Source organism: Bradyrhizobium sp. SPXBL-04 (assembly GCF_051853035.1).
In the GTDB taxonomy this organism is placed as follows: Bacteria; Pseudomonadota; Alphaproteobacteria; order Rhizobiales; family Xanthobacteraceae; genus Bradyrhizobium; species Bradyrhizobium zhanjiangense.
In genome coordinates this window covers 857,507-881,595 of sequence record NZ_CP182472.1, presented here as the reverse complement: position 1 = coordinate 881,595, position 24,089 = coordinate 857,507, and the positions used below count along the sequence as shown (strand labels likewise).

The following is a 24,089-nucleotide window of genomic DNA, read 5'->3' as shown; positions in this document are numbered from 1 at the left end:
TGCCGTTAAGTGAGCGGGGCGGAAGAGCGCGGGATTAACCGTGAGCGGGGCGTCTCCCAGCGTCATGGCCGGGCTCTACTGTCCGCCCGCCTCGCGATATTCGGTAACCGTCCGCGCAACGAGATCGTCGACAGTGAGCACGTCCGTCACCCCCGATGTCGAGTGCCCACCGCTCCAGATGTCGCGCCAGCGTTTCGGCCGGCTCTCGCGCGCGGCGACGTCGATGTCCTTGGCGATGTCGATCGCCCCGCGCGCCGGCAGGTCGTCGGGATCGAGACCCGCGGCCACGATCGACGGCCTCAGCATGCTGGTCTGCAGTCCCGTGAAGGCGGTGGTGAGCAGGACGTCGTCGGCGCTGCTCTCGACCAGCATCCGCTTGTAACGATCATCCGCCATGCTCTCGCGCGTCGCAATGAACTTCGTGCCCATGTAGGCGAGATCGCAGCCGAGCACTTCGGCGGCATGCAGCGCGCGGCCGTCGCTGATGCCGCCGGCGAGCACGATGATGCCGTCGTAGAATGCGCGCACCGCGCGGACGAAGGCGAACGGATTGAGCCAGCCGGTCTGGCCGCCGGCGCCCGCGGTCAGCAGCACCAGCCATCCGCACCGGCTTCCGCCGCGCGTTCGGCATGGCGGATCGAGGCGACATCCGCCAGCACCAACGCGCCGGCGTCATGCAGCGGCTTCGCTACAGGCGCGGGCGAGCCGACCGAGGTGATGACGATCTCCGGCCTGTGCCGCAGCAGCACGGCGAGATCCTGCTCCAGCCGCGCGTTGGAGTGGTGCACGATCAGGTTCGGACAAAGCGGCGCCGCCTTGCGTCCGGTTTGCTCTTCGTGCTGCCGCAACCGGGTTTCGGTCGCGGTGAGCCATTCGTCGAGCTGTTCGGCGCTACGGCAATTCGCGGTTGGGAAGCTGCCGATCACGCCATTGCGGCAGGCCGCGACCACGAGCTCGACGCCCGACACCAGAAACATCGGCGCCGCGATCAGCGGCAGATCAAGACGATCGCGGAAGCGCTGCAGTCGGTCTGATGGCACGCCAATCTCCTTGTCATTCCTGCCGCCCTGCGCGGGCTTTGTCGTTCCATCCCGCATTCGCTGTGCTAGCGTCGTCAGCAACATTGGCACGCCAGAAGCCGATGACAAAGCAACGAGGAGACATATGTCCGATCCGCTCCACGCATCGTCCCCGGCTTGTGCGCAGACGCTACGGGCGCTGTCGCGCTATCCCGGCCGCACCGCTTTCGCCTGGCCTGAGGGATCGCTGAGCTATCATGGCACCATCGACCTGATCGGACGCATCCAGGGCGTGTTCATGCGGCTTGGATTACAGCCCGGCGCGCGCGTCGCCTTCCTCACCGCCAACCGCGCCGACACCTGGTGCGCCGGCGTCGCGGCGCAGTTGTCGCGGCTCTGCATCACCTGGCTGCATCCTTTGGGATCGCTGGAGGACCAGCTGTTTCAACTCGAGGATTCCGACGCAGAGATGCTGGTGGTCGACGTGGCCGCCTTCCACGATCGTGGCGGCGAACTCGCCGCGAAGGCCGGCCGGCTCAAGGCGGTCTTCACCATGGGACCAGCCAGCTATGGCGTCGATCTGCTGGCGGCGATCGAGACTGCGGGACACGCCAGCGCGCAGTGCCTCGCCGGCCCCGACGATCTCGCCACGCTGAACTACACCGGCGGCACGACCGGCAAATCCAAGGGCGCGCTGCGCTATCACCGCGAGAATGCCGGGGCCGCCGCCGCGATCCTCGCCGACTTCGAGATCCCCGAGGCCGCGCGCTATCTCACGGTCGCGCCGATCAGCCATGTCGCCGGCACGAAGGTGCTGCCGACCTTGATGCGCGGCGGCACCGTGCACATGCTCAAGAGTTTCGACCCCGAGGCGATGCTGGCGACGATCGCGCGCGAGCGCATCAATTTCACGCTGCTCGTGCCGACCATGATCTATGTGCTGCTCGATCATCCCGCGCTCGGCAAGACCGACCTGTCCTCGCTCGAGCTGGTGCTCTATGGCGCCTCCGCGATGTCGCCGAGCCGGCTGGTCGAGGGCATCGAGCGCATCGGGCCGGTTTTCTCGCAGCTTTACGGACAGACCGAATGCTATCCCGTCTCGGTGCTGCGCAAGGCGGATCACGATCCCAAGACACCGGAGCTATTCCTGTCCTGCGGCTTCCCGATCGCGGCCTGCGAGGTCAAGATCCTCGACGACGACGACCAGGAGGTGAAGACGGGGGAGCCCGGCGAGATCTGCGTGCGCGCGCCGCACGTGATGGCGGAGTACTGGAAGCGGCCCGACATCACCGCCGAGACGCTGAAGAACGGCTGGGTCCACACCGGCGACATCGCGCGCAAGGACGAGCGCGGCTACATGTTCATCCTCGACCGCAAGAAGGACATGATCGTCTCCGGCGGCTTCAACATCTTCCCGCGCGAGGTCGAGGACGTGCTGTCGCAGCATGCCGACGTCGCCATGGTGGCTGTCGTCGGCGTTCCCGACGAGAAATGGGGCGAGGCCGTCACCGCCATCGTCGTGCCGCGCGAGGGCGCAAGGCCCGATCCGGACGAGCTGATCAACCTGGTGAAGATGCGAAAGGGCTCGGCGCACGCGCCCAAGCAGATCCAGTTCGTCAAGCAGCTGCCGATGACCGGCGTCGGCAAGGTCGACAAGAAGGTGCTGCGCGCGGGCTTCTGGAGCGGGCGCGACCGGATGGTGGGGTGAGCGCAGCTCTCGTGTCCCGGACGCGGCGCAGCACGCAAGTGATGCGGCGCAGAGCCGGGACCCACTGCTGCATGCCCCGGCCGAGACATGGGCCCCGGCTCGGCCGCGCAATGCTTCGCGTTGCACGGCGTCCGGGGCACGAAGGCCGCCCTACCTTTTCTCGATCACCAGGCTCTGCACCGCCCGGCCGAAATAGCCTTGCCGATCAGCCAGCCGCGACATTGCCAGCCCCGCGCCGTCGGGGCCGATCCAGGAGTCGCCGTCGAGCAGGATCCACTCGCCCACCGGCTGCCGCGCAAAGCTCACGGTGAGATCGGCGTTGATGTAGGTCCAGGCGCGGAAGTCGAGCGTCGAGGCGGTGCCGTTGGAGAAGTCGGCGGCGACCACGGCGCGCATCGCCTGCGAGATCGCCTCGCCTGCAATCAAGGGATGATCGACGCGAAACCAGATCGCGCCGGCACCGGCCTGGCCGAAGCGACCGCGCGCGGCACGCATCGAGACCGAGCGCACGAACGGACTGGTGGCGGCGTGACCATCTTCGACCAGCGAGTCCTCGGGCGAAGGCAGCGTAACCGGCAGCTCCTTGACGTCGTCGGGCAGGCTCAGCGCCTGGCGTCTGATCTTGAGCACGGTGGCACCGACCACCTGCACGCCGTCGGCGAGCAGCTTGATTTCGCAGAGCTGGATCTTGCGGCCCTCACGCAAGACCTCGGTCGCGATCGTCAGTTGCGCCACCGGCACCGGACGCATCAGATCGATCGTGACCCGCGCGATCTCCATCGGAACAGGCGTCGGAATGCGTTCGGCTGCCCACGTCACCAGCGACGCCGGCGCCGAGCCGTGCTGCATGCGGCGGTCCCACGGCCCCGCGGCGTCCGGGCTGGTGACGACGCTGTTGCCGTCGACGCGGTAGATGGGGGGCATCGTTTCAATCAGTCTCAGTTGACGTTCCCCGGACGCTGCGCAGCGCGTAGCGGTGCGCTGCTGATCCGGGGTCCATGCGGTGTGCGGCAATGGGTCCTGGCTCTGCGGAGCAATGCTACGCATTGCACCGCGTCCGGAACACGAGAACTACAACGGCGGATCGATCGCTTCGTCGTATTCCTTCTTGAAGCGCGCGATCAGGTCGGCGGCGGGCAGGATGCCCTCGACGCTGCCGATGCCCTGGCCCGAGCCCCAGATCTCCTTCCAGGCCTTCGGCTTGGCGCGCTCGCCGGAGGCGTCGGTGCCGAAGTTCATCTTGGAGGGATCGGAGGTCGGCAGGTTTTCCGGATCCATGCCGGCGGCGAGGATCGAGGGCTTCAGATAATTGCCGTGCACGCCGGTGAAGAGGTTGGAATAGACGATGTCGTCGGCGCTCGAGCCGGCGATCATCTCCTTGTACTTCTCGACCGCGTTAGCCTCCTTGGTCGCGATGAAGGCCGAGCCGATATAGGCGAAGTCGGCGCCGAGAATGCGCGCGGCGCGGATCGCCTTGCCGTTGCCGATCGCACCCGACAGCGCGATCGGGCCGTCGAACCACTTCCGCGTCTCGGCGACGAAGGCGAGCGGCGAGATGGTGCCGGCATGGCCGCCGGCGCCGGCGGCGACCAGGATCAGGCCGTCGGCGCCCTTCTCGATCGCCTTGTGGGCGAACTTCTGGTTGATCACGTCATGGAAGACGATGCCCCCCCAGCCGTGCACGGCCTGGTTCAGCTCCTCGCGTGCCCCGAGGGAGGAGATGATCATCGGCACCTTGTACTTGGCGCAAAGCTGCATGTCGTGATCGAGCCGGTTGTTCGACTTGTGCACGATCTGGTTGACCGCGAACGGCGCCGACGGCTTATCGGGATGCGCGCGGTCATGGGCCGCGAGCTCCTCGGTGATCCGCGCCAGCCATTCGTCGAGCAATTCCGGCGGCCGCGCGTTCAGCGCCGGAAACGAGCCGACCACACCCGCCTTGCACTGCGCGATCACGAGATCGGGCACCGAGATGATGAAGAGCGGCGAACCGATCACGGGGATCGAAAGGCGCCCCTTGAATAAGGCAGGCATGGACATTGCGGAACGGTCCTCTCTTGGCGGTCAAACGAAGGCTGGGATCATACCAACAAGGCAATCTTTCCACTGTCAAGTATTGCGTTGTGACGCCGCGGCGGATGCGGCTACCGCAATTCCAACGCGCGGAATTCTTACCCGTACAATCTAACCGTCTTCTTCGTCATTGCGAGCGCAGCGAAGCAATCCAGACTCTCTCCGCGGAAGGATTCTGGATTGCTTCGTCGCAAGGCTCCTCGCAATGACGTGCAAAAAAAGCATCGATCTCCCATGCGCACCGGAAGTCGACGCGATGACTTCACCCGATCAAATCCGGGTTGATCAGCCGCTCGAACGAGAACATCTCGTCCCACTTCTCCTGCGTCAGCAGCTTGCGCTCGACCACCACGATCTGGTGCAGCGACTTGCCGCTCTTGTAGCCCTCGCGCGCGATCTCGGCGCATTGCTTGTAGCCGAGCAGCGGCTTCAGCACCGTGACGATCCCGAGCGAGTTCAGCACCATGTTGCGGGTGTGCTCCTCGTTGGCGGTGATGCCGACGACGCAATGCTCGCGCAGGCTGTTGACCGCGCGCTCCATGGTGCGGATCGAGAAGAACAGCGCGAACGAGATCACCGGCTCCATCACGTTGAGCTGGAGCTGGCCGGCGCTGGCGGCCAGCGTCACCGTGGTGTCGAGACCGATGACGAGGAAACTGGTCTGGTTCACCACCTCAGGAATGACGGGATTCACCTTGCCGGGCATGATCGATGAGCCCGGCTGAAGCTGCGGCAAGTTGATCTCGTTGAAGCCGGCACGCGGGCCGGAGGCGAGCAGGCGGATGTCGTTGCAGATCTTGGTCAGCTTGCTGGCGGTGCGCTTGAGGATGCCCGAGAGCTGCACATAGGCACCGGTGTCGGAGGTCGCCTCGACGAGATCGCCGGCGAGAACGAACTCGACGCCGGTCAGCGCGCTCAGATGCCGGACCGCGAGCTTGGGATAGCCGACGGCCGCGGTCACGGAGGTGCCGATCGCGGTAGCGCCGAGATTGATCTCGCGCAGCAGCGCACGGGCCTCCGAGATGCGATCCACCTCCTCGCCGATCGTGGTGCCCCATCCCCGGAATTCCGCGCCGAGCGACATCGGCACCGCGTCCTGAAGATGCGTGCGGCCCATTTTCAGCACACGGTCGAACTCGCGGCCCTTGGCGAAGAAAGCTTCCTGGAGCTGGCGCAGCGCCGTCATGTAGCTCTCGAGCCTCAGGATCAGCGCCAGGCGAAAGGCGGTCGGATAGGTGTCGTTGGTGGACTGGCCGTAATTGACGTGATCGTTGGGGCTGACGTGCTGGTAATCGCCCTTCGCAAAGCCGAGCGATTCCAGCGCGAGGTTGGCGATCACCTCGTTGGCGTTCATGTTGGTCGATGTGCCGGCACCGCCCTGAATGAAGTCGGTGACGAACTGATCCATCATGTCGCCGGCAATGACGCGGTCACAGCCCAGAATGATCGCGTCCGCGACCTTGGCGTCGATCGCGCCGAGATCGCGGTTGGCCATGGCGGCCGCTTTCTTCACGTAACCAAGCGCCTTCACGAAGTAAGGCTCCTGGCTCATCGGAATGCCGGTGATGTGGAAGTTCTCCTTCCCGCGGATGGTCTGGACGCCGTAATAGATGTCGTCGGCGATCTCACGCTGTCCGAGGAAGTCCTGCTCCGTACGACTCATGGGCGCTCCTTGTTGCATGCGCGCAGGCCATCACGTCAGTTCTGGCACAGCGCGCTGGTCACGAAAGTGTCGGTGCGGCAATCGTCCGGCTTGCGTTGCCGGCCCGGTATCAGGACCTTGGCCGAACATTTCTCGGCGGAGTCGGCGTTCAGGCTCTTGCCTTCGCGATAGCCCTTGGTCTGGCAGAGCTGGTCGGCGGCCTGCTTGCAGTCGGGCGCGCCGTTCGCGGAGGCCGGACAGGCCACGCGCCCCGAGACCATGGTGGACGGCTTCGCCAGCCGCGACAAGTCGTTCATGGTCTCGCTCGGGCTTTTGATCGCCGGCAGGATCGAGGGCAACTTGTCGAACAGCTTGCCCATTTCGTTGATCAGCCCGGGATTTTCCTCGCGCGCCGGCGGCGCGGAAGGAGCGGGTGTCGGCGGCGGCGGCGCGGCCTGCGTCCCCTGCTCCTGGAGGCCGAGCACGGGCGGCGCGGCTTGCGGCCATGCCGTCCTGCCGGCGAAAACCAGGAGCAGCACTGCTGACATCAGCGTCCCGAACCGCATGGCCGGTTTGCCGGATCGAACCATCATGACGGCAAGCGTAGCCGATGCCGGCGCGGCGGCAAAGCGCCGCGAGGTTATTGAGCGAGCATGGTCCTCGCGCAAACGCTAGATCAGCTTGATCGCCACCACGAAGCCGAGCACCAGCACGGCGGCGCCGATCGCCACCCAGAGGCCGAGATGCTTCTCGATCCTGACCCGGATCCAGTCGCCATAGCGGTTGAGCAGGATCGCGACGACGAAGAAGCGTCCGCCCCGCGCAACGATCGAGCACAGGATGAACAGAAGAATATTGTAGCCGGCAAAGCCCGAGGTGATGGTGACGAGCTTGTAGGGGATCGGCGTCAGCCCCTTCAGCAGGATGATGATCGCACCCCATTCCGCATAGGAGGCGCGGAAGGCATCGACCTTGTCGCCGAGGCCGTAGACCTGGATCAGCCACTGGCCGACCGAATCGAACAGCAGCGCTCCGATGGCGTAGCCAACCATGCCGCCGACCACCGAGGTCACGGTGCAGATCGCCGCATAGACCCAGGCGCGCTGCGGGCGCGCCAGCGACATCGGGATCAGCATCACGTCCGGCGGCACCGGAAAGAACGAGCTTTCTGCGAAGGCCACGGCTCCCATGATCCAGAGCGCGTAGGGCTTGTGGGCGGCGTCGATGCACCAGTCGTAGATACGTTTCAGCATGGCGCCGCGATGAAGCACCATGGGACGGATTTGTCCATGCCGAGATTGAGGCGAATTATGACGTTTCTAGTGGCGCTTGCGCGCGGCACGGCCCTCGAGCGCGACAATTGGCCGCCTTGAGGCAATGCGCGGTGACGCGACCTTGGGCAGCTTCATCCGCGATTTCGGCAGCTTCTCGGCGATGCCGAGCATATCTTCACGCCGCGTCATCTCCCGCCAGACGTCCTCGGGACGGACCCCGGCCGAGGCCCACAGCACGGTGAGATTGTAGAGCAGGTCGGCGCTCTCCCGGATCACGGCCTCGCTATCGCCGTTGACCGCGTCGATCACGACTTCGATGGCCTCTTCGGCCAGTTTCTTCGCCATTTTGGAAGGCCCGCGCTGAAACAGCCGGGCTGTGCGCGATGTTGCCGGATCAAGATCTCTGGCCGCGAGCACAGCCAGATATAGCCGCTCAAGCGAATCACTCATGGTACCCAAAACTACTCTAAACCCATGGCGAGCGCGTTAACGCGCGACAATAAAAGCGAAAAACAGGCCGGCGCGGCAAGCGCGACGGCCCGTTGTAGTCAACCTTTGGTAGCCGGAGCTAGTAGCAGTTGGTGTAGTAGCCCTGGCCGCAGTACTCGGACGGAGCCGTACCGCCATAGCGCTGATACTGGTAATTCGGGCCCGGACCATAATAGGGCCCGTAAGCAGGACCGCTGTAATAGGCAGGTCCGCCATAATAGCCGTAGCCCGGACCGTAGTCATAGGCGTAGGCGTCACGGCTTGCGGCGATGGCGAGGCCGGTGCCGATGGCTGCGAAAGCCGCAGCTGCGGCCGCGCCGCCTCCACCGCCATGCCAGTGGCGGCCGCCGGCGTATGACGCGGTCGGGGCAATTGCGGTCAGTGCCAGCACCGCGGCGGTGGCAAGAACGGCCTTGCGGCCGGCAAATTTCGAAAAACTGTCAAACATGTGGACCCTCCTTGGGACCTCGAATGGTGTCTATAGACAGGCTCGTGTCTCTCAAACACCCGCATCCCATGTTGGGTTCCCCAACCCCAACACAAGCTGAACGGGGTTGCGTAATCGTGACGCAACCTCCGCTCATGCGCCGTTCATGTTGGCGCGGACAGACTGACCGCCAGCCGGCGCTGCGAGCGTCACGAAACCATAACAATGCGGGACCGGCGCACCCGATGTCGGAATTCAAGACGATCGTCCTTCGTTGTCTGCTGGCTCTTGTGATCTCGCTTGCGACACTGATTGCACGCGATGTCAGCATGGCCGAGACCGCCGCCCCATCCGTTGCGATTCACTTCACCTTCGACCGGCCGTTGGATGCGAGCATGGCGCCGTTCTTCCTGGCCGCAAAGGACGGCAGGTTCGGCGCCGAGCATCTCAGCGTGTCCTTCAACACCGCAGCCGGATCGTCGGAAGCGCTCGCGCGTGTCGCCAAGGGCGACAGCGAGCTCGCGCTGGTCGACATCAACGAATTGATCCGCTTTCGCGATAAGGAGCAGGCCGCGCCGGTCAAGGCAGTGTTCGTGCTGTTCAACCGCGCACCCTACGCGATCGTCGCGCGCAGGAGCCGCGGCATCCACCTTCTGTCCGATCTCGACGGCAAGACCGTCGGCGTTGCCGACAGCGATCTGTCGATGCGGCTGTGGCCGGCACTGGCACAGCAGAACGGCATCAATGCAGCGCACGTCAAATTTCACAAGATCAGCGCGGCGGTGCGCGAGCCGATCCTCTCCGCGGGCCAGGTCGATGCAGTCGCCGGCTTCAGCTATCTGTCGGCGGTGAACCTGCGCGACCGCGGCGTGCCCGAAGCCGATCTCGTCGTCCTGCGCTATGCGGATTACGGCTGCGAAGCCTACGGCTTTGCCGTGGTGGTCAATCCCGCTTTCGCCGCAGCAAAGCCAGACGCCGTCAAGGGCTTCGTCCGCGCCTTGATCGCGGGCATCAACGCGACCGTCATGGAGCCGGGGCGCGCGGCGGAGGAGGCCGCGAGCCGCATCGAGGACGGCGACCGCAACCTGGAGCTGGAGCGCCTGCGCACCGCCCTCGCCGACAACATCCTGACCGACGAGGTCAGGCGCAACGGCCTCGGCGGCATCGACCCGGCGCGGCTCGATCGCTCGATCGGCCAGGTCGCGCAGGACTTCAAATTCCGCAAACGACCGACAGCGATCGAGATCTTCGACGACCAATTCCTGCCGCCGCTGGCGGGGCGGCTGATCAACTGAACAAAACCGAAAGCTTCCGCTGTATCTCGCGTACGATCCCTGCTTAGAATACGGGCTCCGTTGTCGCCGAGTTCCTCGCCCGCATGTCCATCCTCCGTCTCTACACCCGTGTTCTCGAGCTGCTCGGCAAGGAGGCGCGGCTGGGCTGGCTGCTCGCGGTCGCCAATCTGCTGCTGGCGGGCTCGCAATTCGCCGAGCCCGTGCTGTTCGGCCGGATCGTCGACGTGCTCTCGGGCAAGACAGTAGCCGGCTCGAACTCGGCCTGGCCATTCCTGGCCGCCTGGGTCGCCTTCGGGCTGTTCACCATCGCATGCAGCGCGCTTGTGGCCTTGCAGGCCGATCGGCTCTCGCACCGCCAGCGCCAGGCGGTGCTGACCGACTATTTCGAGCACATCCTGCAACTGCCGCTGACCTTCCACTCCGGCACCCATTCGGGCCGGCTGATGAAGGTGATGCTCAACGGCACCGACGCGCTGTGGCGGCTATGGCTCGGCTTCTTCCGCGAGCATTTTGCCGCGATCCTCTCGGTCGTGGTGCTGCTGCCGCTGTCGCTCTACCTCAACTGGCGGCTCGCGATCCTGCTGTTCGTGCTCTGCATCGTCTTCACCGCGCTGACGACCTTCGTGGTGCGCAAGACCTTCGGCATGCAGATGGAGGTCGAGGAGCACTACAGCGAGCTCTCTGCGCGCGCCTCCGATGCGCTCGGCAACGTCGCGCTGGTGCAGAGCTTCGTCCGCGTCGAATCCGAGGTCAAGGGGCTGCGCTCAGTCGCCGACGAATTGCTGGCCGCGCAGATGCCGGTGCTGTCGTGGTGGGCGCTCGTCACCGTCATCACGCGCGCCTCGACCACCATCACCGTGCTCACGATCTTCACCGTCGGCATTGCGCTGCACGACCAGGGGCTGACATCCGTCGGCGAGATCGTGATGTTCGTGAGCTTCGCGACGATGCTGATCCAGAGGCTCGAGCAGGTCGTGAGCTTCATCAACAACGTGTTCATGGAAGCGCCGCGGCTGCGCGAATTCTTCAACGTGCTCGACGCCGTGCCCGCAGTGCACGACAGGCCCGACGCGATCGATGCCGGCAGGTTGTCCGGCCTCGTCGAGTTCCACGACGTCACCTTCTCCTATGACGGCAAGCGCCCTGCGGTCGAGGACCTCTCGTTCACGGCGCTGCCCGGCCAGACCATCGCGCTGGTCGGTCCGACCGGCGCCGGCAAGTCGACCGCGATCGCGCTTTTGCACCGCGCCTTCGACCCGCAGTCCGGCTTCATCAAGATCGACGGCATGGACGTGCGCGGAATCACGCTGACGTCGCTGCGGCGGAACATCGGCGTGGTGTTCCAGGAGGCGCTGCTGTTCAACCGCTCGATCGCGGAGAATCTGCAGGTCGGCAAGCCAGATGCGACCGAGGACGAGATGCGCAAGGCGGCCGCGCGCGCGCAGGCGCTCGAGTTCATCGAGCGCAGCGGGGGCTTCGAGACCAACGCCGGCGAACGCGGCCGCATGCTCTCCGGCGGCGAGCGGCAGCGGCTGTCGATCGCCCGCGCGCTGCTGAAGGATCCGCCGATCCTGATCTTGGACGAGGCGACCAGCGCGCTCGACGCCGTCACCGAGGCCAAGGTGAATGCCGCTCTCGACGAAGTGATGAAGGGCAGGACCACGTTCGTGATCGCCCACCGCCTCTCCACCATCCGCAACGCCACGCGGATCCTGGTGTTCGAGAACGGCCGAGTGACCGAAAGCGGAACTTTCGATGAACTCGTGGCCAAAGGCGGCCATTTCGCCGAGCTCGCCAGGGCCCAGTTCATGGTCCAGGAAAACGCACGGGCCAGCGTGACGGCGGCCGAGACTGCCGCGACTCCAGTGAAATCTCCGTAGCAAGTCCCCATAGGCCCGTCGAAATTCGGCCTATTTCATTGCGGAATACCGCACCGATCCCCCTATTCTCGACGCATCAGCCGGTATAGGTTTGCGACGCCGCAAGCGGCGGCGCTGGATTTCAAAACCGACCATCAGATCACGAGAACCGCAGGGAATCGGCGGGTCTCCAAGGACCGGAATCGGATAGTGCACGCCCTTCGCCCGCTGCTTCGCAAATCGCTGTTCAACCTGTTCGCTGCGGGCCTCGCATGCGCCGCATTGCTCGCGCCGGGCGCAGCGCGCGCCGAAGCGCTGCTGCTGATCGAAGCCGACAGCGGCAAGGTGTTGCAGGCCGATAACGCGACCATTCCCTGGTACCCCGCCTCCGTCACCAAGATCATGACCGCCTATGTGACGCTGAAGGCGGTCAAGGACGGCAGGCTCACGCTCGACACGCTGCTCACGGTGTCGCCGACGGCAGCCTCGCAGTCGCCATCGAAGATGGGCTTCCGTCCGGGAACGCAGCTCACCGTCGACAACGCGCTGAAGATGATGATGGTCAAGTCGGCGAACGACATGGCCGTGGTGCTTGCCGAAGGCGTCGGCGGCTCGATCGACGGCTTCTCCGCGATGATGAACGACACCGCGAAGAAGCTCGGCATGACGCAGACGAGCTACGTCAATCCGAACGGCCTGCCCGCCGACGGCCAGATCACGTCCGCGCGTGATCTCGGAATCCTGGCGCGCGCGTTCCTGCGCGACCTGCCGGAATACGAGTACTTCGTGCACATCCCGGCGATCCGCTTCGGCAAGCGCATCACCGGCAATTTCAACAAGCTGATCGGCCGCTATCCCGGCGCCGACGGCTTCAAGACCGGCTTCATCTGCGCCTCCGGCTACAATCTCGTGGCATCGGCCACGCGCAACGGCCGCCGGCTGATCGCGGTGGTGCTGGGCGCCAATTCCGGCACCGCGCGCGCGGTGAAGGCGGCGCAGCTGCTCGAGCGCGGCTTCGGCCAGGACAATCTGACATGGCTGCGACCCTCGCTCGGCACCGTCGACAATCTCGTGCCGGTCGACGCCTCACCGCCGAACTTGCGCGACGAGATGTGCGGACCCAACCGCAAGCGTCCGGCCAGCGACGATGACGATGCGCTGATCGCGGCCAATGGCAGCACGACCGGATCGGCCTCGGCCACCGGCGGCGAAGCCCAGGTCACCTTCTTCACAGCCGGCCTGCAGCCGCCGCTGATGAAGGCCTCCGAGCTGATGGCCTCTGCTCCGGCCGCTGCCGAGCCCGTGCTGGTCTATACCGGCCCGACCCGCACCGGCCCGGCCCTGATCGCGGCGGTCGCGGCCGATGCGGACCAACAGACGGTGGCAAAGCCGCGTGGCAAGAAGTCGCGCGTCGCCAAGAAGCCTGACGCCGCCGACAAGCCGAAGGACGGGAATAAGGACGCGGGCAAGGAATCCAAGACGGCGGCAGCGAAGCCGGCTGCCAAGCCTGACGCCAAGACCGACACCAAGAGCGATACCAAGACCGCAGCCAAGCCGGCCGGGACCAAGCATGCCGCGGCCAAGCACGATGCGGCGGCAAAACCCGCCGAGAAACCGGCGGCAACCGGCGATCAGGCTCCCAAGCCCGCCAAGCCCAAGGCCGCGACCAAGCCCGCCGCCACCAAGCCGGCCAACAACAGTTAACGGCCCCTCAGGCTGGACCGCGCCCGCACTTCGCACCTGCGGCAGCGCGGTCTGTGATGATTCCAGTAGCTACTCCCGGACCTTTGCCCTAAGCCTCGACGGCTTGCCACCCGTTCCGGCAGGCTCGATACTGGCGGCAATGAGGCAAGCCCGAGACACAACGGGCTCAGTTAGATGAGGGGAGTTTCCATGGAGCGCATCTGGCTCAAGCAATATCCGCCCGGCGTGCCCGCCGATATCGAGCCGACGCAATACGCCTCGCTGGTCGACCTGCTGGAGGAGAGCTTCACCAAGTTCGCCGACCGCAAGGCGTTCATTTGCATGGACAAGTCGATCAGCTATCGCGACCTCGACCAGATGTCGGTCGCGCTCGCCGCCTATTTGCAGGGCCGCGGGCTGCAGCGCGGCGCTCGTGTCGCCATCATGATGCCGAACGTGCTGCAATATCCGGTCGCGACCGCTGCCGTGCTGCGCGCCGGTTTCGCGGTGGTCAACGTCAATCCGCTCTATACCCCGCGCGAGCTCGAACACCAGCTCAAGGATTCCGGCGCCGAGGCCATCATCGTGCTGGAGAATTTCGCCCACACGGTCGAGCAGGTGATCGCGAAGACGCCGGTGAAGCACGTCATCGTCGCCAGCATGGGCGACCTGCTCGGCTTCAAGGGCGTGATCGTCAATCTCGTCGTCCGTCGCGTCAAGAAGATGGTACCGGCATGGTCGCTGCCGGGCGCGGTGCCGTTCAACGACGCGCTCTCCGCCGGCCGCGGCATGACCTTCAACAAGCCAAAGCTCTCGCCGGGCGACGTCGCCTTCCTGCAATATACCGGCGGCACCACCGGCGTCTCCAAGGGCGCCACCCTGCTCCACCGCAACATCGTCGCTAACGTCTTGCAGAACGACGCCTGGCTCCAGCCGGCGCTCGCCGCGCCGCCGCATGTCGATCAGCTCATGATCGTCTGTGCGCTGCCGCTCTATCACATCTTCGCACTGACGGCCTGCTACCTGCTCGCGGTGCGCGCCGGCGGCTGCAATCTCTTGATCCCCAATCCGCGCGACATCGCTGGCTTCGTCAAGGAGCTGGCGAAATACCAGGTCAACAGCTTCCCCGCCGTGAACACGCTCTACAACGGCCTGATGCATCATCCCGACTTCAAGAAGCTCGACTTCTCCAAGCTGAAGATCTCGAACGGCGGCGGCATGGCGGTGCAGCGCTCCGTGGCCGATCAATGGAAAGCGATCACCGGCTGCTTCATCGCCGAAGGTTACGGCCTGTCGGAGACCTCGCCGACGCTGACCTGCAATCCCGCGACGGCAACGGAGTTCACGGGTACGATCGGCATCCCCGTGCCTTCGACCTGGATCTCGATCCGCGACGACGACGGCAACGAGGTGCCGCTCGGCCAGGCGGGCGAGATCTGCGCCAAGGGCCCGCAGATCATGTCCGGCTACTGGAACAGGCCGGAGGAGACCGCGAAGGTGATGACCGCTGACGGATATTTCCGCACCGGCGACATCGGCGTGATGGACGAGAAGGGCTACACCAAGATCGTCGACCGCAAGAAGGACATGATCCTGGTCTCGGGCTTCAACGTTTATCCCAACGAGATCGAGGAAGTGATCGCGAGCCATCCGGGCGTGCTCGAATGCGCCGTGATCGGCATCCCCGATTCCAAATCGGGCGAGGCGGTGAAGGCCTTCGTGGTCAAGAAGGACCCCAACCTCACGGCGGAAGCCGTGATCAAGTTCTGCCAGGAGCAGCTCACCGGCTACAAGGTGCCCAAGCACATCGAATTCCGCAACGACCTGCCGAAGACCAATGTCGGCAAGATCCTGCGCCGGCAGCTTCGCGACGAGAAGAAGGCGGCGGCGGCGTAAGGCCGCTTTCCATTCATGCTGGAAGTCGGCGACATCACGCCATCGGACATTCTCGCCTTCTGGCGCGAGGCCGGCCGCGAGTGCTGGTACAAGCGCGACGACGCTTTCGACGCAGAGGTCAGGCGCCGCTTTCTCGCCCTGTGGCAGAAGGCGGCCGCCGGCGAGCTTGCATCATGGGAGACGAGCGACGACGGCGCGCTCGCGCTCGTCATCGTGCTCGATCAGTTCCCCCGCAACATGTTCCGCGACACGCCGGAGGCTTTTGCCAGCGACGCGCAGGCGCGCGATGTTGCCCGCCGCGCCATCGAAAGCGGCACAGATCGCAGGGTCGATCCCATCCTGCTCGAATTCCTCTATCTGCCCTTCATGCATTCCGAGCACCTGGCTGACCAGCTGCATTGCGTTGCGCTGTTTCAAAACACCGACAATGCCGTGAACCTGAAATATGCTCGCGAGCACGCCGACATCATCCAGCGGTTCGGCCGCTTTCCCCACCGCAATCGCCTGCTCGGCCGTGACACGACTGAGGAAGAGCAGGCCTTCCTCGACGGCGGCGGTTTTACGGGCTGATGACATCACGGTGAACGGCCGCTGCCTTCGCCGCTTCCGCCGCCGGCAATATTGTGCAGGCCGGCGCCACGGTCTAAAAAGCGGGACCGATATTCAGGGAGACTGATGATGGCGATCCAGACTGGCGACAAGCTGCCCGAGGCGAAATTCCGCGTGATGACGGCGGAAGGTCCGCAGGTGAAGACCACCGACGATATCTTCAAGGGCAAGAAGGTGGCGCTGTTCGCGGTGCCCGGCGCCTATACCGGCACCTGCCACAAGATGCATCTGCCGAGCATCTTCCTCAACGCCTACGCCATGAAGGACAAGGGCGTCGACACCATCGCCATCGTCTCTGTCAACGACGCCTTCGTCATGAACGCCTGGAAGCGCGACACCGACCAGCGCGACGAGGCCATCTTCCTCGCCGACGGCAATGCCGATTTCACCAAGGCGATCGGCATGGAGCTGGACGCCTCCGCCAACGGCCTCGGCATCCGCTCCAAGCGCTATTCGATGCTGGTCGAGGACGGCGTGGTCAAGAAGCTGAACCTCGAGGCGATGCCCGGCAAGGTCGAGGTCTCCGGCGGCGATACGCTGCTGGGGCAGCTGTAAGGCACGACACTCTCGCGCCACTTGCACAACTATCATCGCCCGCGAAGGCAGGCGATCCAGTACGCCGAGGCTTCTCGGCTCGATCACAGCCGTCTCTGGAATACTGGATCGCCCGGTCAAGCCGGGCGATGACACCGGAGAGCTTGGCGACGTCCGAGACGACGGCGTCGTCTACTCCCTCACCCTCTGCTGCAGCCGCGCCATCGCGATCCCGTCTCGCGCGAGCTGATCGGCGCGCTCGTTCTCCGGGTGCCCAGCATGGCCCTTGACCCAGTGCCAGCGGACTTCGTGCTGCTTCAGCGCGGCATCCAGGCGCTGCCATAGCTCGACATTCTTCACCGGCTTCTTGTCGGCGGTGCGCCAGCCGTTGCGCTTCCAACCGAAGATCCACCCCGTGATGCCCTGACGGACATATTGGCTGTCGGTGTAGAGATCGACCGTGCACGGCTTCTTCAGCGCTTCGAGCGCGGAGATCGCCGCCATCAACTCCATCTGGTTGTTGGTGGTGTGGCGCTCGCCGCCGTTCAGCTCCTTCTCCTTGTCGCCGAACTTCAGGATCGCGCCCCAGCCGCCCGGCCCGGGATTTCCCGAGCAGGCGCCGTCGGTATAGATCGTGACATTGGGAAGCTCGCTCACGCCACCAGTCCTGAGGGCATCAGCCCATAGTCGCGAACGCTCGTCACGCTCTGATGGAAGCGCAGCTTGCGGACATATTCCAGCGGATCCTTAGGCTTCACCAGTGCGCCCGGTGGCACGTCGAGCCAGTCGACCAGCCGCGTCAGCAGGAAACGGATCGCAGCGCCGCGCGCCAGCAGCGGCAGCGCAGCCTCTTCCGCCTCGGAGAGCTTTCGTACCCGGCCATAGGCATTGAGGAAGGCGCGCGCCTTGGTGACGTTGAAGGAATGATCCGGCTCGAAGCACCAGGCGTTGAGGCAGATCGCGATGTCATAGGCCAGCATGTCGTTGCAGGCGAAGGTGAAGTCGATGATCCCCGAGAGCCGGTCGCCGAGAAAGAAGACGTTGTCGTTGAAGAGGTCGGCGTGGATCACGCCCTCCGGCAGGTCGGTCGGCCAGACCCCGCTCGAGAGATGATCGAGCTCGGCGGCGAGAAAGGCGCGCAGGCCCGGCTGCACCTCGTCGGCACGGCTTGCGGCCGCATCGAACAGCGGCCGCCAGCCCGCGACCGAGAGCGCATTGGCGCGCTTGATCGCAAAATTGGCACCAGCCAGGTGCATTTTCGCCAGCCCCTCGCCGACGCCGGCGCAATGGGCCACATTCGGCTTGCGCGGCCACACGCCTTCGAGAAAGGTGATGATTGCGGCGGGGCGGCCCGACAGCTCGCGCAGCGCCTCGCCGTCCCTTCCCTTCACCGGCAACGGGCAGTTGATGCCGTGCTCGGCGAGATGCGTCATCAGCGCGAGGAAGTAGGGCAGGTCGTTCTTCGCCACGCGTTTCTCATAGAGCGTGAGGATGAACGATCCGGTCGTCGTATGCAGCAGGAAATTGGAGTTTTCGACGCCCTCGGCGATGCCCTTGTAGGAGAGCAATTCGCCGAGATCGTATTGCTTCAGGAAATCCGCAAGCTCGTCGGCGGCAACGTCGGTGTAGACCGCCATGCAGATTTACTCTGCGGCGGCTTCGGGGCGCACCGAGCGCGGCAGCGGGAAGAACTCGTTCTCTTCCGCGGCCGAGACCGTTTCCACATGCAGCGTGTAGCGCTCGGCGAACGCGTCCATGATCTCCTCGACGATCACTTCCGGCGCCGACGCGCCCGCAGTGATGCCGAGACTCGTGATGTTGCCGAACTTGTCCCAATCGAGGTCGGTGGCGCGCTGCGCCAGCACCGCGATTCTGCAGCCCTCGCGCTCGGCGACCTCGCGCAGGCGCTGCGAGTTCGACGAATTCGGCGCGCCGACCACGATCAGGGCGTCCACCACCGGCGCCACCTTCTTCACCGCGAGCTGGCGGTTGGTGGTGGCGTAGCAGATGTCTTCCTTGTGCGGCCCGTTGATGTTCGGGAAGCGCTCCTTGAGCAGCGCCACGATCTCGGCGGTGTCGTCGATCGACAGTGTGGTCTGGGTCACGAAGGCGAGGTTGTCAGGGTCCTTCGGCGTGATGGTCTTGGCGTCCTCTGCGGTCTCGATCAAGGTCACGGCGCCGACCGGAAGCTGGCCGAGGGTGCCGACCACTTCGGGATGATGCGAATGGCCGATCAGGAAGATCTCGCGACCGCGCTTGAAGTGGATCGCGGCCTCGCGGTGCACCTTGGTCACCAGCGGGCAGGTCGCATCCAGCGAGAACAAATTGCGCGACTGGGCATCGGCCGGAACCGACTTCGGCACGCCATGGGCCGAGAACACCACCGGCGCGGTGGTGTTGTCAGGGATCTCGGCGAGCTCCTCGACGAAGATGGCGCCCTTCTTCTTCAACCCATCGACGACATACTTGTTGTGCACAATCTCGTGGCGAACATAGACGGGGGCGCCGTATTTATCGAGCGCCCGTTCCACGGTGTCGATCGCCCGGACCACCCCGGCGCAGAAGCCGCGGGGAGAACAAAGCACGATCTTGAGGTCTGGTTTGGCTGACATTGAGCGATCTCGGGACCGAATCACCCGTTTCGCCTTCCGGCGGGGGCGGTCGATGGATGGAATTGGGCTTAAACAGCTGCTTGGACCTTACAGCGACTTTAAAAGGAATTGGGCCCCCTTTCGGGCGCTGTCAAGGCACTATCTATAGCAGAACCATTGCGTGGCTACCCCCTCCGGGCTTATATAGCGCGAATTCCCTGTCATCGCTGATGACCACCGGTTTCGCCTCCAGAGGGGTGGGCGAAGCACAAAGGAGATTTGCCATGAGCAACGCACCTCTGATGCCCAAGGCGACCGCCGTCTGGCTGCTCGACAACACTGCGCTGACCTTCGACCAGGTCGCCGATTTCACCAAAATGCATCCCCTCGAAGTGCGCGCGATCGCCGACGGCGACGCTGCCCAGGGCATTAAGGGTATGGATCCCCTCTCCAACGGTCAGTTGACCCGCGAGGAGATCGAGAAAGGCGAGAAGAACCCGGACTACCGGCTTCGCCTCCAGGAGAGCAAGGTGGTGCTGCCGCCCCAGCCCAAGCGCAAAGGCCCGCGCTACACCCCGGTCTCACGCCGCCACGAGCGCCCGAGCGCCATCCTCTGGCTGCTGCGCAACCATCCGGAGCTGAAGGACGCCCAGATCATGCGCCTGGTCGGCACCACCAAGAGCACGATCGCGAGCGTGCGCGACCGCACCCATTGGAACACGTCGTCCCTGACCCCGATCGACCCCGTCACCCTCGGCCTCTGCTCGCAGATCGAACTCGATTTCGAGGTGCAGCGCGCCGCCAAGGAAAAGCCGATCGACGCAGCCTATGGCGGCGCCACCCTGCTGCCGGCCTCCGAGACCACCAAAAAGGACGAGTACGAGCCCGCGGAGAAGTCCAGCGACGACCTCAACGTCGACGCCGTATTCGCCAAGCTGAAGACGCTCGGCGGCAAGAAGCAGGAGGACGAGGAGGAGTAGGCTTGCTTCCCTGCATCGCATCCGGTTCGAACGCGGCGGAGCAATCCGCCGCGTTTTTGTTTGCGGCCGGGAACTTTCGCGACACCGCTCCCGGAACGATGCGGCTGACGTCGCATTGTTTCCAGCGCGGAGGATGAGCGATGCGGGACGAAAACCATTTTGCGTTGATGCTGGGGCGCGCTGTCCTGGCAGCGTGGGGCGACATGCCCCGGGATATCCAGGAAGCCCTGTTCGAGATTGCCCTGACGGACCGCCCTGGCGATCGCGACGATTTGGCGAAGCTGCTGCATGAGCGGCATCCGCGGACGGCGCACGCGGGATAGCCGCTTCTCACCCCTCATCTTATCGCATTCGCTGGTGAGACGATGCCAAGCACCGTCAATGTCAGGCCCCGGCGATGACGATCCCATAACAATCAAACGGAAACTACACCGCGGCGCCGGGGCCACCCGGCGCCGCGAAACGCCGTCAGAACTTGTAGGTGACGCCCGCGCCGACCAGCCACGGGTCGATATGCGCAGTGCCGGTGACGGGCAGGCCAGAGACGGTCGCCGAGTAGTCCGGCCGCAGCCAGAGCTTCTTCACGTCGACGTTGAGACCCCAGTGCCGGTCGAGCATGTAGTCGAAGCCGAACTGCACCGCCCCACCCCAGGCATTGCTGACGTGCAGGCTCGTGGTGATGGCGACGATCGCGGGCGGCCCGACGATCGCGGCCGGCGTGTTGGCGGCCGAATTGTTGAAGAACACGGTGTAGTTCACACCGGCGCCGATATAAGGCTTGAACGCGCCGAAATTGTCGAAGTGATATTGCAGCGTCAGCGTCGGCGGCAGCAGCGTGGTCTTGCCGATCGGCAGGTTCGCGAGCGAGCCGGTGCCGCTGATCGAATGCCTGGTCACACCGAGAATCAGCTCGGCCGCGATGTTCCTGGTGAAGAAATAGCTGGCACGACCTGGTCGCTGATCGAGAGGCCCGAATTCGGCGACGACAGCGACGGCACGCCCGCAACATTGACAGTGCTGCCGCCGGCGTCCGGCAACACGCCAAGCACGCGCAGGCGCACCATCCAGGGATTGAAGCTTTCTACCTGTGGCGGCGCCTTCTTGTAGACCGGCAGATCGGCGGCCTGCACTGAGGCAGAAGTCACCGCGAGCATCGCGCCAATCGCTGCGAGCCGTGCCAAGTTTCTTATCGTTCCGTCCATCTTCATTCCCCTTCAGTATCTCTCGCGCGTCGTTGCGCGATACGAGCGTCAGAGCAGAAAGGAGATGATGAAGGATTTGACGCCGATCAAATCAGGACAGGCCGCCTGCGATTTGGTCGCGGCGTGGCAGATGTGTCACGAGAAACGTGAATGCGGGCAAACGGCGCGGCATGATAATTCCGCGCCAGCGTTCACGGCCGTTCCGGATGGTTCAGCATGTATTCGCCGAGATCGCGCTGACGGCGGTCGGCGCGCGCGGTGGCCGCATTGCGCTGGACGTCGCGGTCCTTGCGGCAGGCCACGTATTCCGGCGAGCCCTGCGCATAGCCGCGGCTCTGACAGACCGCGTCGTCGTCGTCGCCGCCCACCGCCACCGGCGTCTGGTAACGCGCAGAGCACGCGGAGAGAGCGATGGCGAGAGCTAAGGCTGCAAGCAGACGCGACGTGGCGGCGAGTGGCATACGAGGTCCCCTATTGGCCGGCACTGTTTAACGCGGAATGCGGAGAATGTAAGTCCTTGGATACCGTCCCATCTCGCTGTCATTCCCCGCGACCCGGCTACGCCAAGGCTTCGCCGGGGTTGAGGGGGCGCCGAAGCTTTAGCGTAGGCGGCAGGCGGGGAATCCAGTACGCCGCGGCATCTCGGCTCTGGCATCGCCGCCTCTGGAATACTGGATCACCCGCTTTCGCGGGTGATGACAGCGGAAGTTTGGTGAAGCGGTACGCACCCACTGGCAGGATAGCGCGCCTCACACCCTCCCCTTCAGCGCCGCGCCGATCTCGTCGAGCACCTTGGGATCCTCGATCGTCGCCGGCATGGTCCAAGCTTCGCCGTCGGCGATCTTCTTGATGGTGCCGCGCAGGATCTTTCCGGAGCGCGTCTTGGGCAGGCGGCCGACGGTGACCGCGAGCTTGAAGGCGGCGACCGGGCCGAGCTTGTCGCGCACCAGCGCGATGATCTCCTTCTCGATCTCGGCGGGCGCACGCGTCACGCCCGCTTTCAGCACCAGGAAGCCGCAGGGCACCTCGCCCTTGATCGCGTCCTTGACGCCGAGCACCGCGCATTCGGCCACATCCGGATGCGAGGCCAGGATCTCCTCCATGCCGCCGGTGGAGAGGCGATGGCCGGCGACGTTGATGATGTCGTCGGTGCGCCCCATGACGAAGACATAGCCGTCCTCGTCCTTGTAGCCGGCGTCCGAGGTTTTGTAATAGCCGGGAAATTCGCTCAAGTAGGATTCCTTGAAGCGCTCGTCCTGATTCCACAGCGTCGGCAGGCAGCCCGGTGGCATCGGCAGCTTGATGACGATCGAGCCCATGGTGTTGGGGCCGACTGGCTTTGCCGCTTCGTCGACGATGTCGACTTGGTAGCCTGGCATCGGCACCGTCGGCGAGCCGTGCTTCACCGGCAGCATGCCGAGGCCGACCGGATTGCCGGCGATGCACCAGCCGGTCTCGGTCTGCCACCAATGATCGATCACCGGCACCTTCAGCTGCTGCTCCGCCCATTCCACCGTCGGCGGATCGGCGCGCTCGCCGGCGAGGAACAGCGTGCGGAATTTCGAAAGGTCATATTGCCGGATGAATTTTCCTTCGGGATCCTCCTTGCGGATCGCCCGGAACGCGGTTGGCGCCGTGAAGAAGGCGACCGCCTTGTGCTCAGAGATCACGCGCCAGAATGCGCCGGCATCGGGCGTGCCGACCGGCTTGCCCTCATACATGATCGAGGTCGCGCCGTGGATCAGCGGCCCGTAGACGATGTAGCTGTGGCCGACCACCCAGCCGATGTCCGAGCCGCACCACCAGACCTCGCCCGGCTTGACCCCATAGAGATTGAACATCGACCAATTCACCGCGACGAGGTGACCGCCATTGTCGCGCACCACGCCCTTGGGGATGCCTGTGGTGCCTGACGTATAAAGGATGTACAGCGGATCGGTGGCCGCGACCGGCACACAAGGGGCTTTCTTGCCGTCGTTCATCGCCTTGCGACGCAGGCTCGCCCAATCATAGTCACGGCCGGGCGTGAGGTCGCAGGTGTGCTGCGGACGTTGCAGCACGATACAGGCCTTCGGCTTCGTGCTCGCGAGCTTGATTGCCTCGTCGAGCAGCGGCTTGTACTGCACGATGCGGCCGGGCTCGATGCCGCAGCTCGCGGAGAGAATGAGTTTCGGCTGGGCGTCGTCGATGCGGGTGGCGAGCTCCTTGGCGGCAAAGCCGCCGAACACCACGGAATGCACCGCGCCGATGCGCGCGCAGGCGAGCATTGCGACCACCGCCTCCGGCACCATCGGCATATAGAGGATGACGCGTTCGCCCTTGGCGACACCAAAATCCCGCATGATCGCGGCAAGCGCCTGCACCTCGCTCAAGAGCTCGGCGTAGGTGAATTTGGTGACGCTGCCCGTCAGCGGCGAATCATGGATCAGCGCGACCTGGTCGGCGCGGCCGCGTTCGACATGGCGGTCGAGCGCATTGTAGCAGGTGTTGACCACGCCGCCGGCGAACCAGCGGCCGTAGGTTCCTTGCGTGGAATCGAAGATGGCCTTCGGCGGCTCGATCCAGTCGATCTCCTTGGCCGCCTCGGCCCAGAAGCCCTCGGGGTCCGCCAGCGAGCGCGCGTGGACCTCATGATAGAGACTCTTGCCCTGGGTATTCATTCCCGCGCTCCCGCTCCCTTTATGGCCTGGCCCTGACCCTTGTGGCAGGACAGGCGTCCCGCCATGACCAGGATCAAGTACCGGCCTTGTTTGAGGGCTATTTTCCCGGGAACGGGCCGCGGTTCAAGCCGAAAAGGATGACGTCCTT

At 64.8% G+C, this 24,089-nt stretch carries 21 protein-coding genes and 2 pseudogenes; 9 read left to right on the top strand and 14 right to left on the bottom strand.

The window, feature by feature from the left end; genetic code table 11:
- Window positions 1–75: 75 nt before the first annotated feature.
- Window positions 76–1,040 (bottom strand): annotated as a pseudogene (locus tag ACNJX8_RS04070) (NAD(P)H-dependent flavin oxidoreductase).
- A gap of 124 nt (window positions 1,041–1,164) precedes the next feature.
- On the opposite strand from ACNJX8_RS04070, the gene ACNJX8_RS04065 reads away from it, so the two are divergent.
- Entirely contained in the window at window positions 1,165–2,727 is a 1,563-nt protein-coding gene (locus ACNJX8_RS04065; RefSeq protein ID WP_439359697.1) for an AMP-binding protein, read from the top strand.
- 150 nt (window positions 2,728–2,877) lie between these two features.
- Here the strand turns inward: ACNJX8_RS04065 and ACNJX8_RS04060 are convergent, their stop codons facing one another.
- The 7 genes from ACNJX8_RS04060 to ACNJX8_RS04030 form a co-directional block, all read right to left on the bottom strand.
- Window positions 2,878–3,651: a thioesterase family protein gene (locus ACNJX8_RS04060; protein WP_439359696.1), complete on the bottom strand. Its 774-nt coding sequence runs from the start codon at window positions 3,649–3,651 to the stop codon at window positions 2,878–2,880.
- A gap of 147 nt (window positions 3,652–3,798) precedes the next feature.
- Window positions 3,799–4,767, bottom strand: coding sequence for an NAD(P)H-dependent flavin oxidoreductase (locus ACNJX8_RS04055; protein ID WP_128931163.1), 969 nt, complete (start codon window positions 4,765–4,767; stop codon window positions 3,799–3,801).
- Window positions 4,768–5,062: 295 nt separating this feature from the next.
- Window positions 5,063–6,463: an aspartate ammonia-lyase gene (locus ACNJX8_RS04050; RefSeq protein ID WP_128931162.1), complete on the bottom strand. Its 1,401-nt coding sequence runs from the start codon at window positions 6,461–6,463 to the stop codon at window positions 5,063–5,065.
- 35 nt (window positions 6,464–6,498) lie between these two features.
- The gene (locus ACNJX8_RS04045) at window positions 6,499–7,035 is read right to left on the bottom strand and encodes a hypothetical protein (protein WP_128942334.1); all 537 of its coding nucleotides are present in this window, start codon (window positions 7,033–7,035) and stop codon (window positions 6,499–6,501) included.
- Window positions 7,036–7,113: 78 nt separating this feature from the next.
- Entirely contained in the window at window positions 7,114–7,716 is a 603-nt protein-coding gene (locus tag ACNJX8_RS04040; protein WP_176945964.1) for a YqaA family protein, read from the bottom strand.
- 45 nt (window positions 7,717–7,761) lie between these two features.
- Window positions 7,762–8,166 (bottom strand): phosphoribosyl-ATP diphosphatase, encoded by a 405-nt coding sequence (gene hisE / locus ACNJX8_RS04035; protein WP_091895100.1) that lies wholly within the window; start codon window positions 8,164–8,166, stop codon window positions 7,762–7,764.
- A gap of 118 nt (window positions 8,167–8,284) precedes the next feature.
- Window positions 8,285–8,653, bottom strand: a complete 369-nt coding sequence (locus ACNJX8_RS04030) for a hypothetical protein (protein WP_128931160.1) — start codon at window positions 8,651–8,653, stop codon at window positions 8,285–8,287.
- Between the two features lie 224 nt (window positions 8,654–8,877).
- On the opposite strand from ACNJX8_RS04030, the gene ACNJX8_RS04025 reads away from it, so the two are divergent.
- The 6 genes from ACNJX8_RS04025 to ACNJX8_RS04000 all read left to right on the top strand — a co-directional run bounded on the left by ACNJX8_RS04025 (window position 8,878) and on the right by ACNJX8_RS04000 (window position 16,529).
- Window positions 8,878–9,927, top strand: coding sequence for an ABC transporter substrate-binding protein (locus ACNJX8_RS04025; RefSeq protein ID WP_439359695.1), 1,050 nt, complete (start codon window positions 8,878–8,880; stop codon window positions 9,925–9,927).
- An 83-nt stretch (window positions 9,928–10,010) separates the two neighbouring features.
- A complete protein-coding gene (locus tag ACNJX8_RS04020; RefSeq protein ID WP_439359694.1) occupies window positions 10,011–11,807 on the top strand; it encodes a glucan ABC transporter ATP-binding protein/ permease in 1,797 nt (598 codons plus the stop codon).
- A gap of 189 nt (window positions 11,808–11,996) precedes the next feature.
- Window positions 11,997–13,490 (top strand): D-alanyl-D-alanine carboxypeptidase family protein, encoded by a 1,494-nt coding sequence (locus ACNJX8_RS04015; protein ID WP_439359693.1) that lies wholly within the window; start codon window positions 11,997–11,999, stop codon window positions 13,488–13,490.
- A gap of 189 nt (window positions 13,491–13,679) precedes the next feature.
- On the top strand, window positions 13,680–15,365 hold the full coding sequence (locus tag ACNJX8_RS04010; protein WP_439359692.1) for a long-chain fatty acid--CoA ligase: 1,686 nt from the start codon (window positions 13,680–13,682) through the stop codon (window positions 15,363–15,365).
- A gap of 15 nt (window positions 15,366–15,380) precedes the next feature.
- Complete coding sequence (locus ACNJX8_RS04005) at window positions 15,381–15,935, top strand: DUF924 family protein (RefSeq protein ID WP_128947187.1); 555 nt, start codon at window positions 15,381–15,383, stop codon at window positions 15,933–15,935.
- Window positions 15,936–16,043: 108 nt separating this feature from the next.
- Window positions 16,044–16,529 carry a peroxiredoxin gene (locus ACNJX8_RS04000; RefSeq protein ID WP_091895200.1) on the top strand — a complete coding sequence of 162 codons (486 nt, stop codon included), beginning with the start codon at window positions 16,044–16,046 and terminating at the stop codon, window positions 16,527–16,529.
- Between the two features lie 171 nt (window positions 16,530–16,700).
- On the opposite strand, the gene rnhA is transcribed toward ACNJX8_RS04000, so the two are convergent.
- The 3 genes from rnhA to ispH are packed head-to-tail and all read right to left on the bottom strand — an operon-like array spanning window position 16,701 to window position 19,120.
- Window positions 16,701–17,165 carry a ribonuclease HI gene (rnhA, locus tag ACNJX8_RS03995; RefSeq protein ID WP_091895107.1) on the bottom strand — a complete coding sequence of 155 codons (465 nt, stop codon included), beginning with the start codon at window positions 17,163–17,165 and terminating at the stop codon, window positions 16,701–16,703.
- A complete protein-coding gene (locus ACNJX8_RS03990; RefSeq protein WP_439359691.1) occupies window positions 17,162–18,145 on the bottom strand; it encodes a homoserine kinase in 984 nt (327 codons plus the stop codon). The genes rnhA and ACNJX8_RS03990 overlap by 4 nt, the downstream gene beginning before the upstream one ends.
- A 6-nt stretch (window positions 18,146–18,151) precedes the next feature.
- Window positions 18,152–19,120: a 4-hydroxy-3-methylbut-2-enyl diphosphate reductase gene (gene ispH, locus ACNJX8_RS03985; RefSeq protein ID WP_091895109.1), complete on the bottom strand. Its 969-nt coding sequence runs from the start codon at window positions 19,118–19,120 to the stop codon at window positions 18,152–18,154.
- Between the two features lie 263 nt (window positions 19,121–19,383).
- Here ispH and ACNJX8_RS03980 point away from each other — a divergent pair, with 263 nt between their 5' ends.
- Both ACNJX8_RS03980 and ACNJX8_RS03975 read left to right on the top strand, forming a co-directional pair.
- Entirely contained in the window at window positions 19,384–20,079 is a 696-nt protein-coding gene (locus ACNJX8_RS03980) for a DUF1013 domain-containing protein (protein ID WP_164935139.1), read from the top strand.
- 140 nt (window positions 20,080–20,219) lie between these two features.
- Window positions 20,220–20,402: a hypothetical protein gene (locus ACNJX8_RS03975; protein ID WP_091895111.1), complete on the top strand. Its 183-nt coding sequence runs from the start codon at window positions 20,220–20,222 to the stop codon at window positions 20,400–20,402.
- A gap of 145 nt (window positions 20,403–20,547) precedes the next feature.
- On the opposite strand, the pseudogene ACNJX8_RS03970 reads toward ACNJX8_RS03975, so the two are convergent.
- From ACNJX8_RS03970 to ACNJX8_RS03960, 3 genes and pseudogenes are all read right to left on the bottom strand, one after another.
- Window positions 20,548–21,281: pseudogene (locus tag ACNJX8_RS03970) on the bottom strand (OmpW/AlkL family protein).
- Between the two features lie 191 nt (window positions 21,282–21,472).
- Window positions 21,473–21,742, bottom strand: coding sequence for a hypothetical protein (locus ACNJX8_RS03965; protein WP_128931151.1), 270 nt, complete (start codon window positions 21,740–21,742; stop codon window positions 21,473–21,475).
- A gap of 288 nt (window positions 21,743–22,030) precedes the next feature.
- Window positions 22,031–23,941 (bottom strand): propionyl-CoA synthetase, encoded by a 1,911-nt coding sequence (locus tag ACNJX8_RS03960; protein ID WP_439359690.1) that lies wholly within the window; start codon window positions 23,939–23,941, stop codon window positions 22,031–22,033.
- Between the last annotated feature and the right edge of the window lie 148 nt (window positions 23,942–24,089).

What these genes read in the sequence shown, in the direction of transcription:
- ACNJX8_RS04065 (WP_439359697.1), top strand. Translation starts at nt 1,165, where the DNA reads ATGTCCGATCCGCTCCACGCATCGTCCCCGGCTTGTGCGCAGACGCTA.
- ACNJX8_RS04060 (WP_439359696.1), bottom strand. Translation starts at nt 3,651, where the DNA reads ATGCCCCCCATCTACCGCGTCGACGGCAACAGCGTCGTCACCAGCCCG.
- ACNJX8_RS04055 (WP_128931163.1), bottom strand. Translation starts at nt 4,767, where the DNA reads ATGTCCATGCCTGCCTTATTCAAGGGGCGCCTTTCGATCCCCGTGATC.
- ACNJX8_RS04050 (WP_128931162.1), bottom strand. Translation starts at nt 6,463, where the DNA reads ATGAGTCGTACGGAGCAGGACTTCCTCGGACAGCGTGAGATCGCCGAC.
- ACNJX8_RS04045 (WP_128942334.1), bottom strand. Translation starts at nt 7,035, where the DNA reads ATGATGGTTCGATCCGGCAAACCGGCCATGCGGTTCGGGACGCTGATG.
- ACNJX8_RS04040 (WP_176945964.1), bottom strand. Translation starts at nt 7,716, where the DNA reads ATGGTGCTTCATCGCGGCGCCATGCTGAAACGTATCTACGACTGGTGC.
- hisE (WP_091895100.1), bottom strand. Translation starts at nt 8,166, where the DNA reads ATGAGTGATTCGCTTGAGCGGCTATATCTGGCTGTGCTCGCGGCCAGA.
- ACNJX8_RS04030 (WP_128931160.1), bottom strand. Translation starts at nt 8,653, where the DNA reads ATGTTTGACAGTTTTTCGAAATTTGCCGGCCGCAAGGCCGTTCTTGCC.
- ACNJX8_RS04025 (WP_439359695.1), top strand. Translation starts at nt 8,878, where the DNA reads ATGTCGGAATTCAAGACGATCGTCCTTCGTTGTCTGCTGGCTCTTGTG.
- ACNJX8_RS04020 (WP_439359694.1), top strand. Translation starts at nt 10,011, where the DNA reads ATGTCCATCCTCCGTCTCTACACCCGTGTTCTCGAGCTGCTCGGCAAG.
- ACNJX8_RS04010 (WP_439359692.1), top strand. Translation starts at nt 13,680, where the DNA reads ATGGAGCGCATCTGGCTCAAGCAATATCCGCCCGGCGTGCCCGCCGAT.
- ACNJX8_RS04005 (WP_128947187.1), top strand. Translation starts at nt 15,381, where the DNA reads ATGCTGGAAGTCGGCGACATCACGCCATCGGACATTCTCGCCTTCTGG.
- ACNJX8_RS04000 (WP_091895200.1), top strand. Translation starts at nt 16,044, where the DNA reads ATGGCGATCCAGACTGGCGACAAGCTGCCCGAGGCGAAATTCCGCGTG.
- ACNJX8_RS03990 (WP_439359691.1), bottom strand. Translation starts at nt 18,145, where the DNA reads ATGGCGGTCTACACCGACGTTGCCGCCGACGAGCTTGCGGATTTCCTG.
- ispH (WP_091895109.1), bottom strand. Translation starts at nt 19,120, where the DNA reads ATGTCAGCCAAACCAGACCTCAAGATCGTGCTTTGTTCTCCCCGCGGC.
- ACNJX8_RS03980 (WP_164935139.1), top strand. Translation starts at nt 19,384, where the DNA reads ATGAGCAACGCACCTCTGATGCCCAAGGCGACCGCCGTCTGGCTGCTC.
- ACNJX8_RS03975 (WP_091895111.1), top strand. Translation starts at nt 20,220, where the DNA reads ATGCGGGACGAAAACCATTTTGCGTTGATGCTGGGGCGCGCTGTCCTG.
- ACNJX8_RS03965 (WP_128931151.1), bottom strand. Translation starts at nt 21,742, where the DNA reads ATGCCACTCGCCGCCACGTCGCGTCTGCTTGCAGCCTTAGCTCTCGCC.
- ACNJX8_RS03960 (WP_439359690.1), bottom strand. Translation starts at nt 23,941, where the DNA reads ATGAATACCCAGGGCAAGAGTCTCTATCATGAGGTCCACGCGCGCTCG.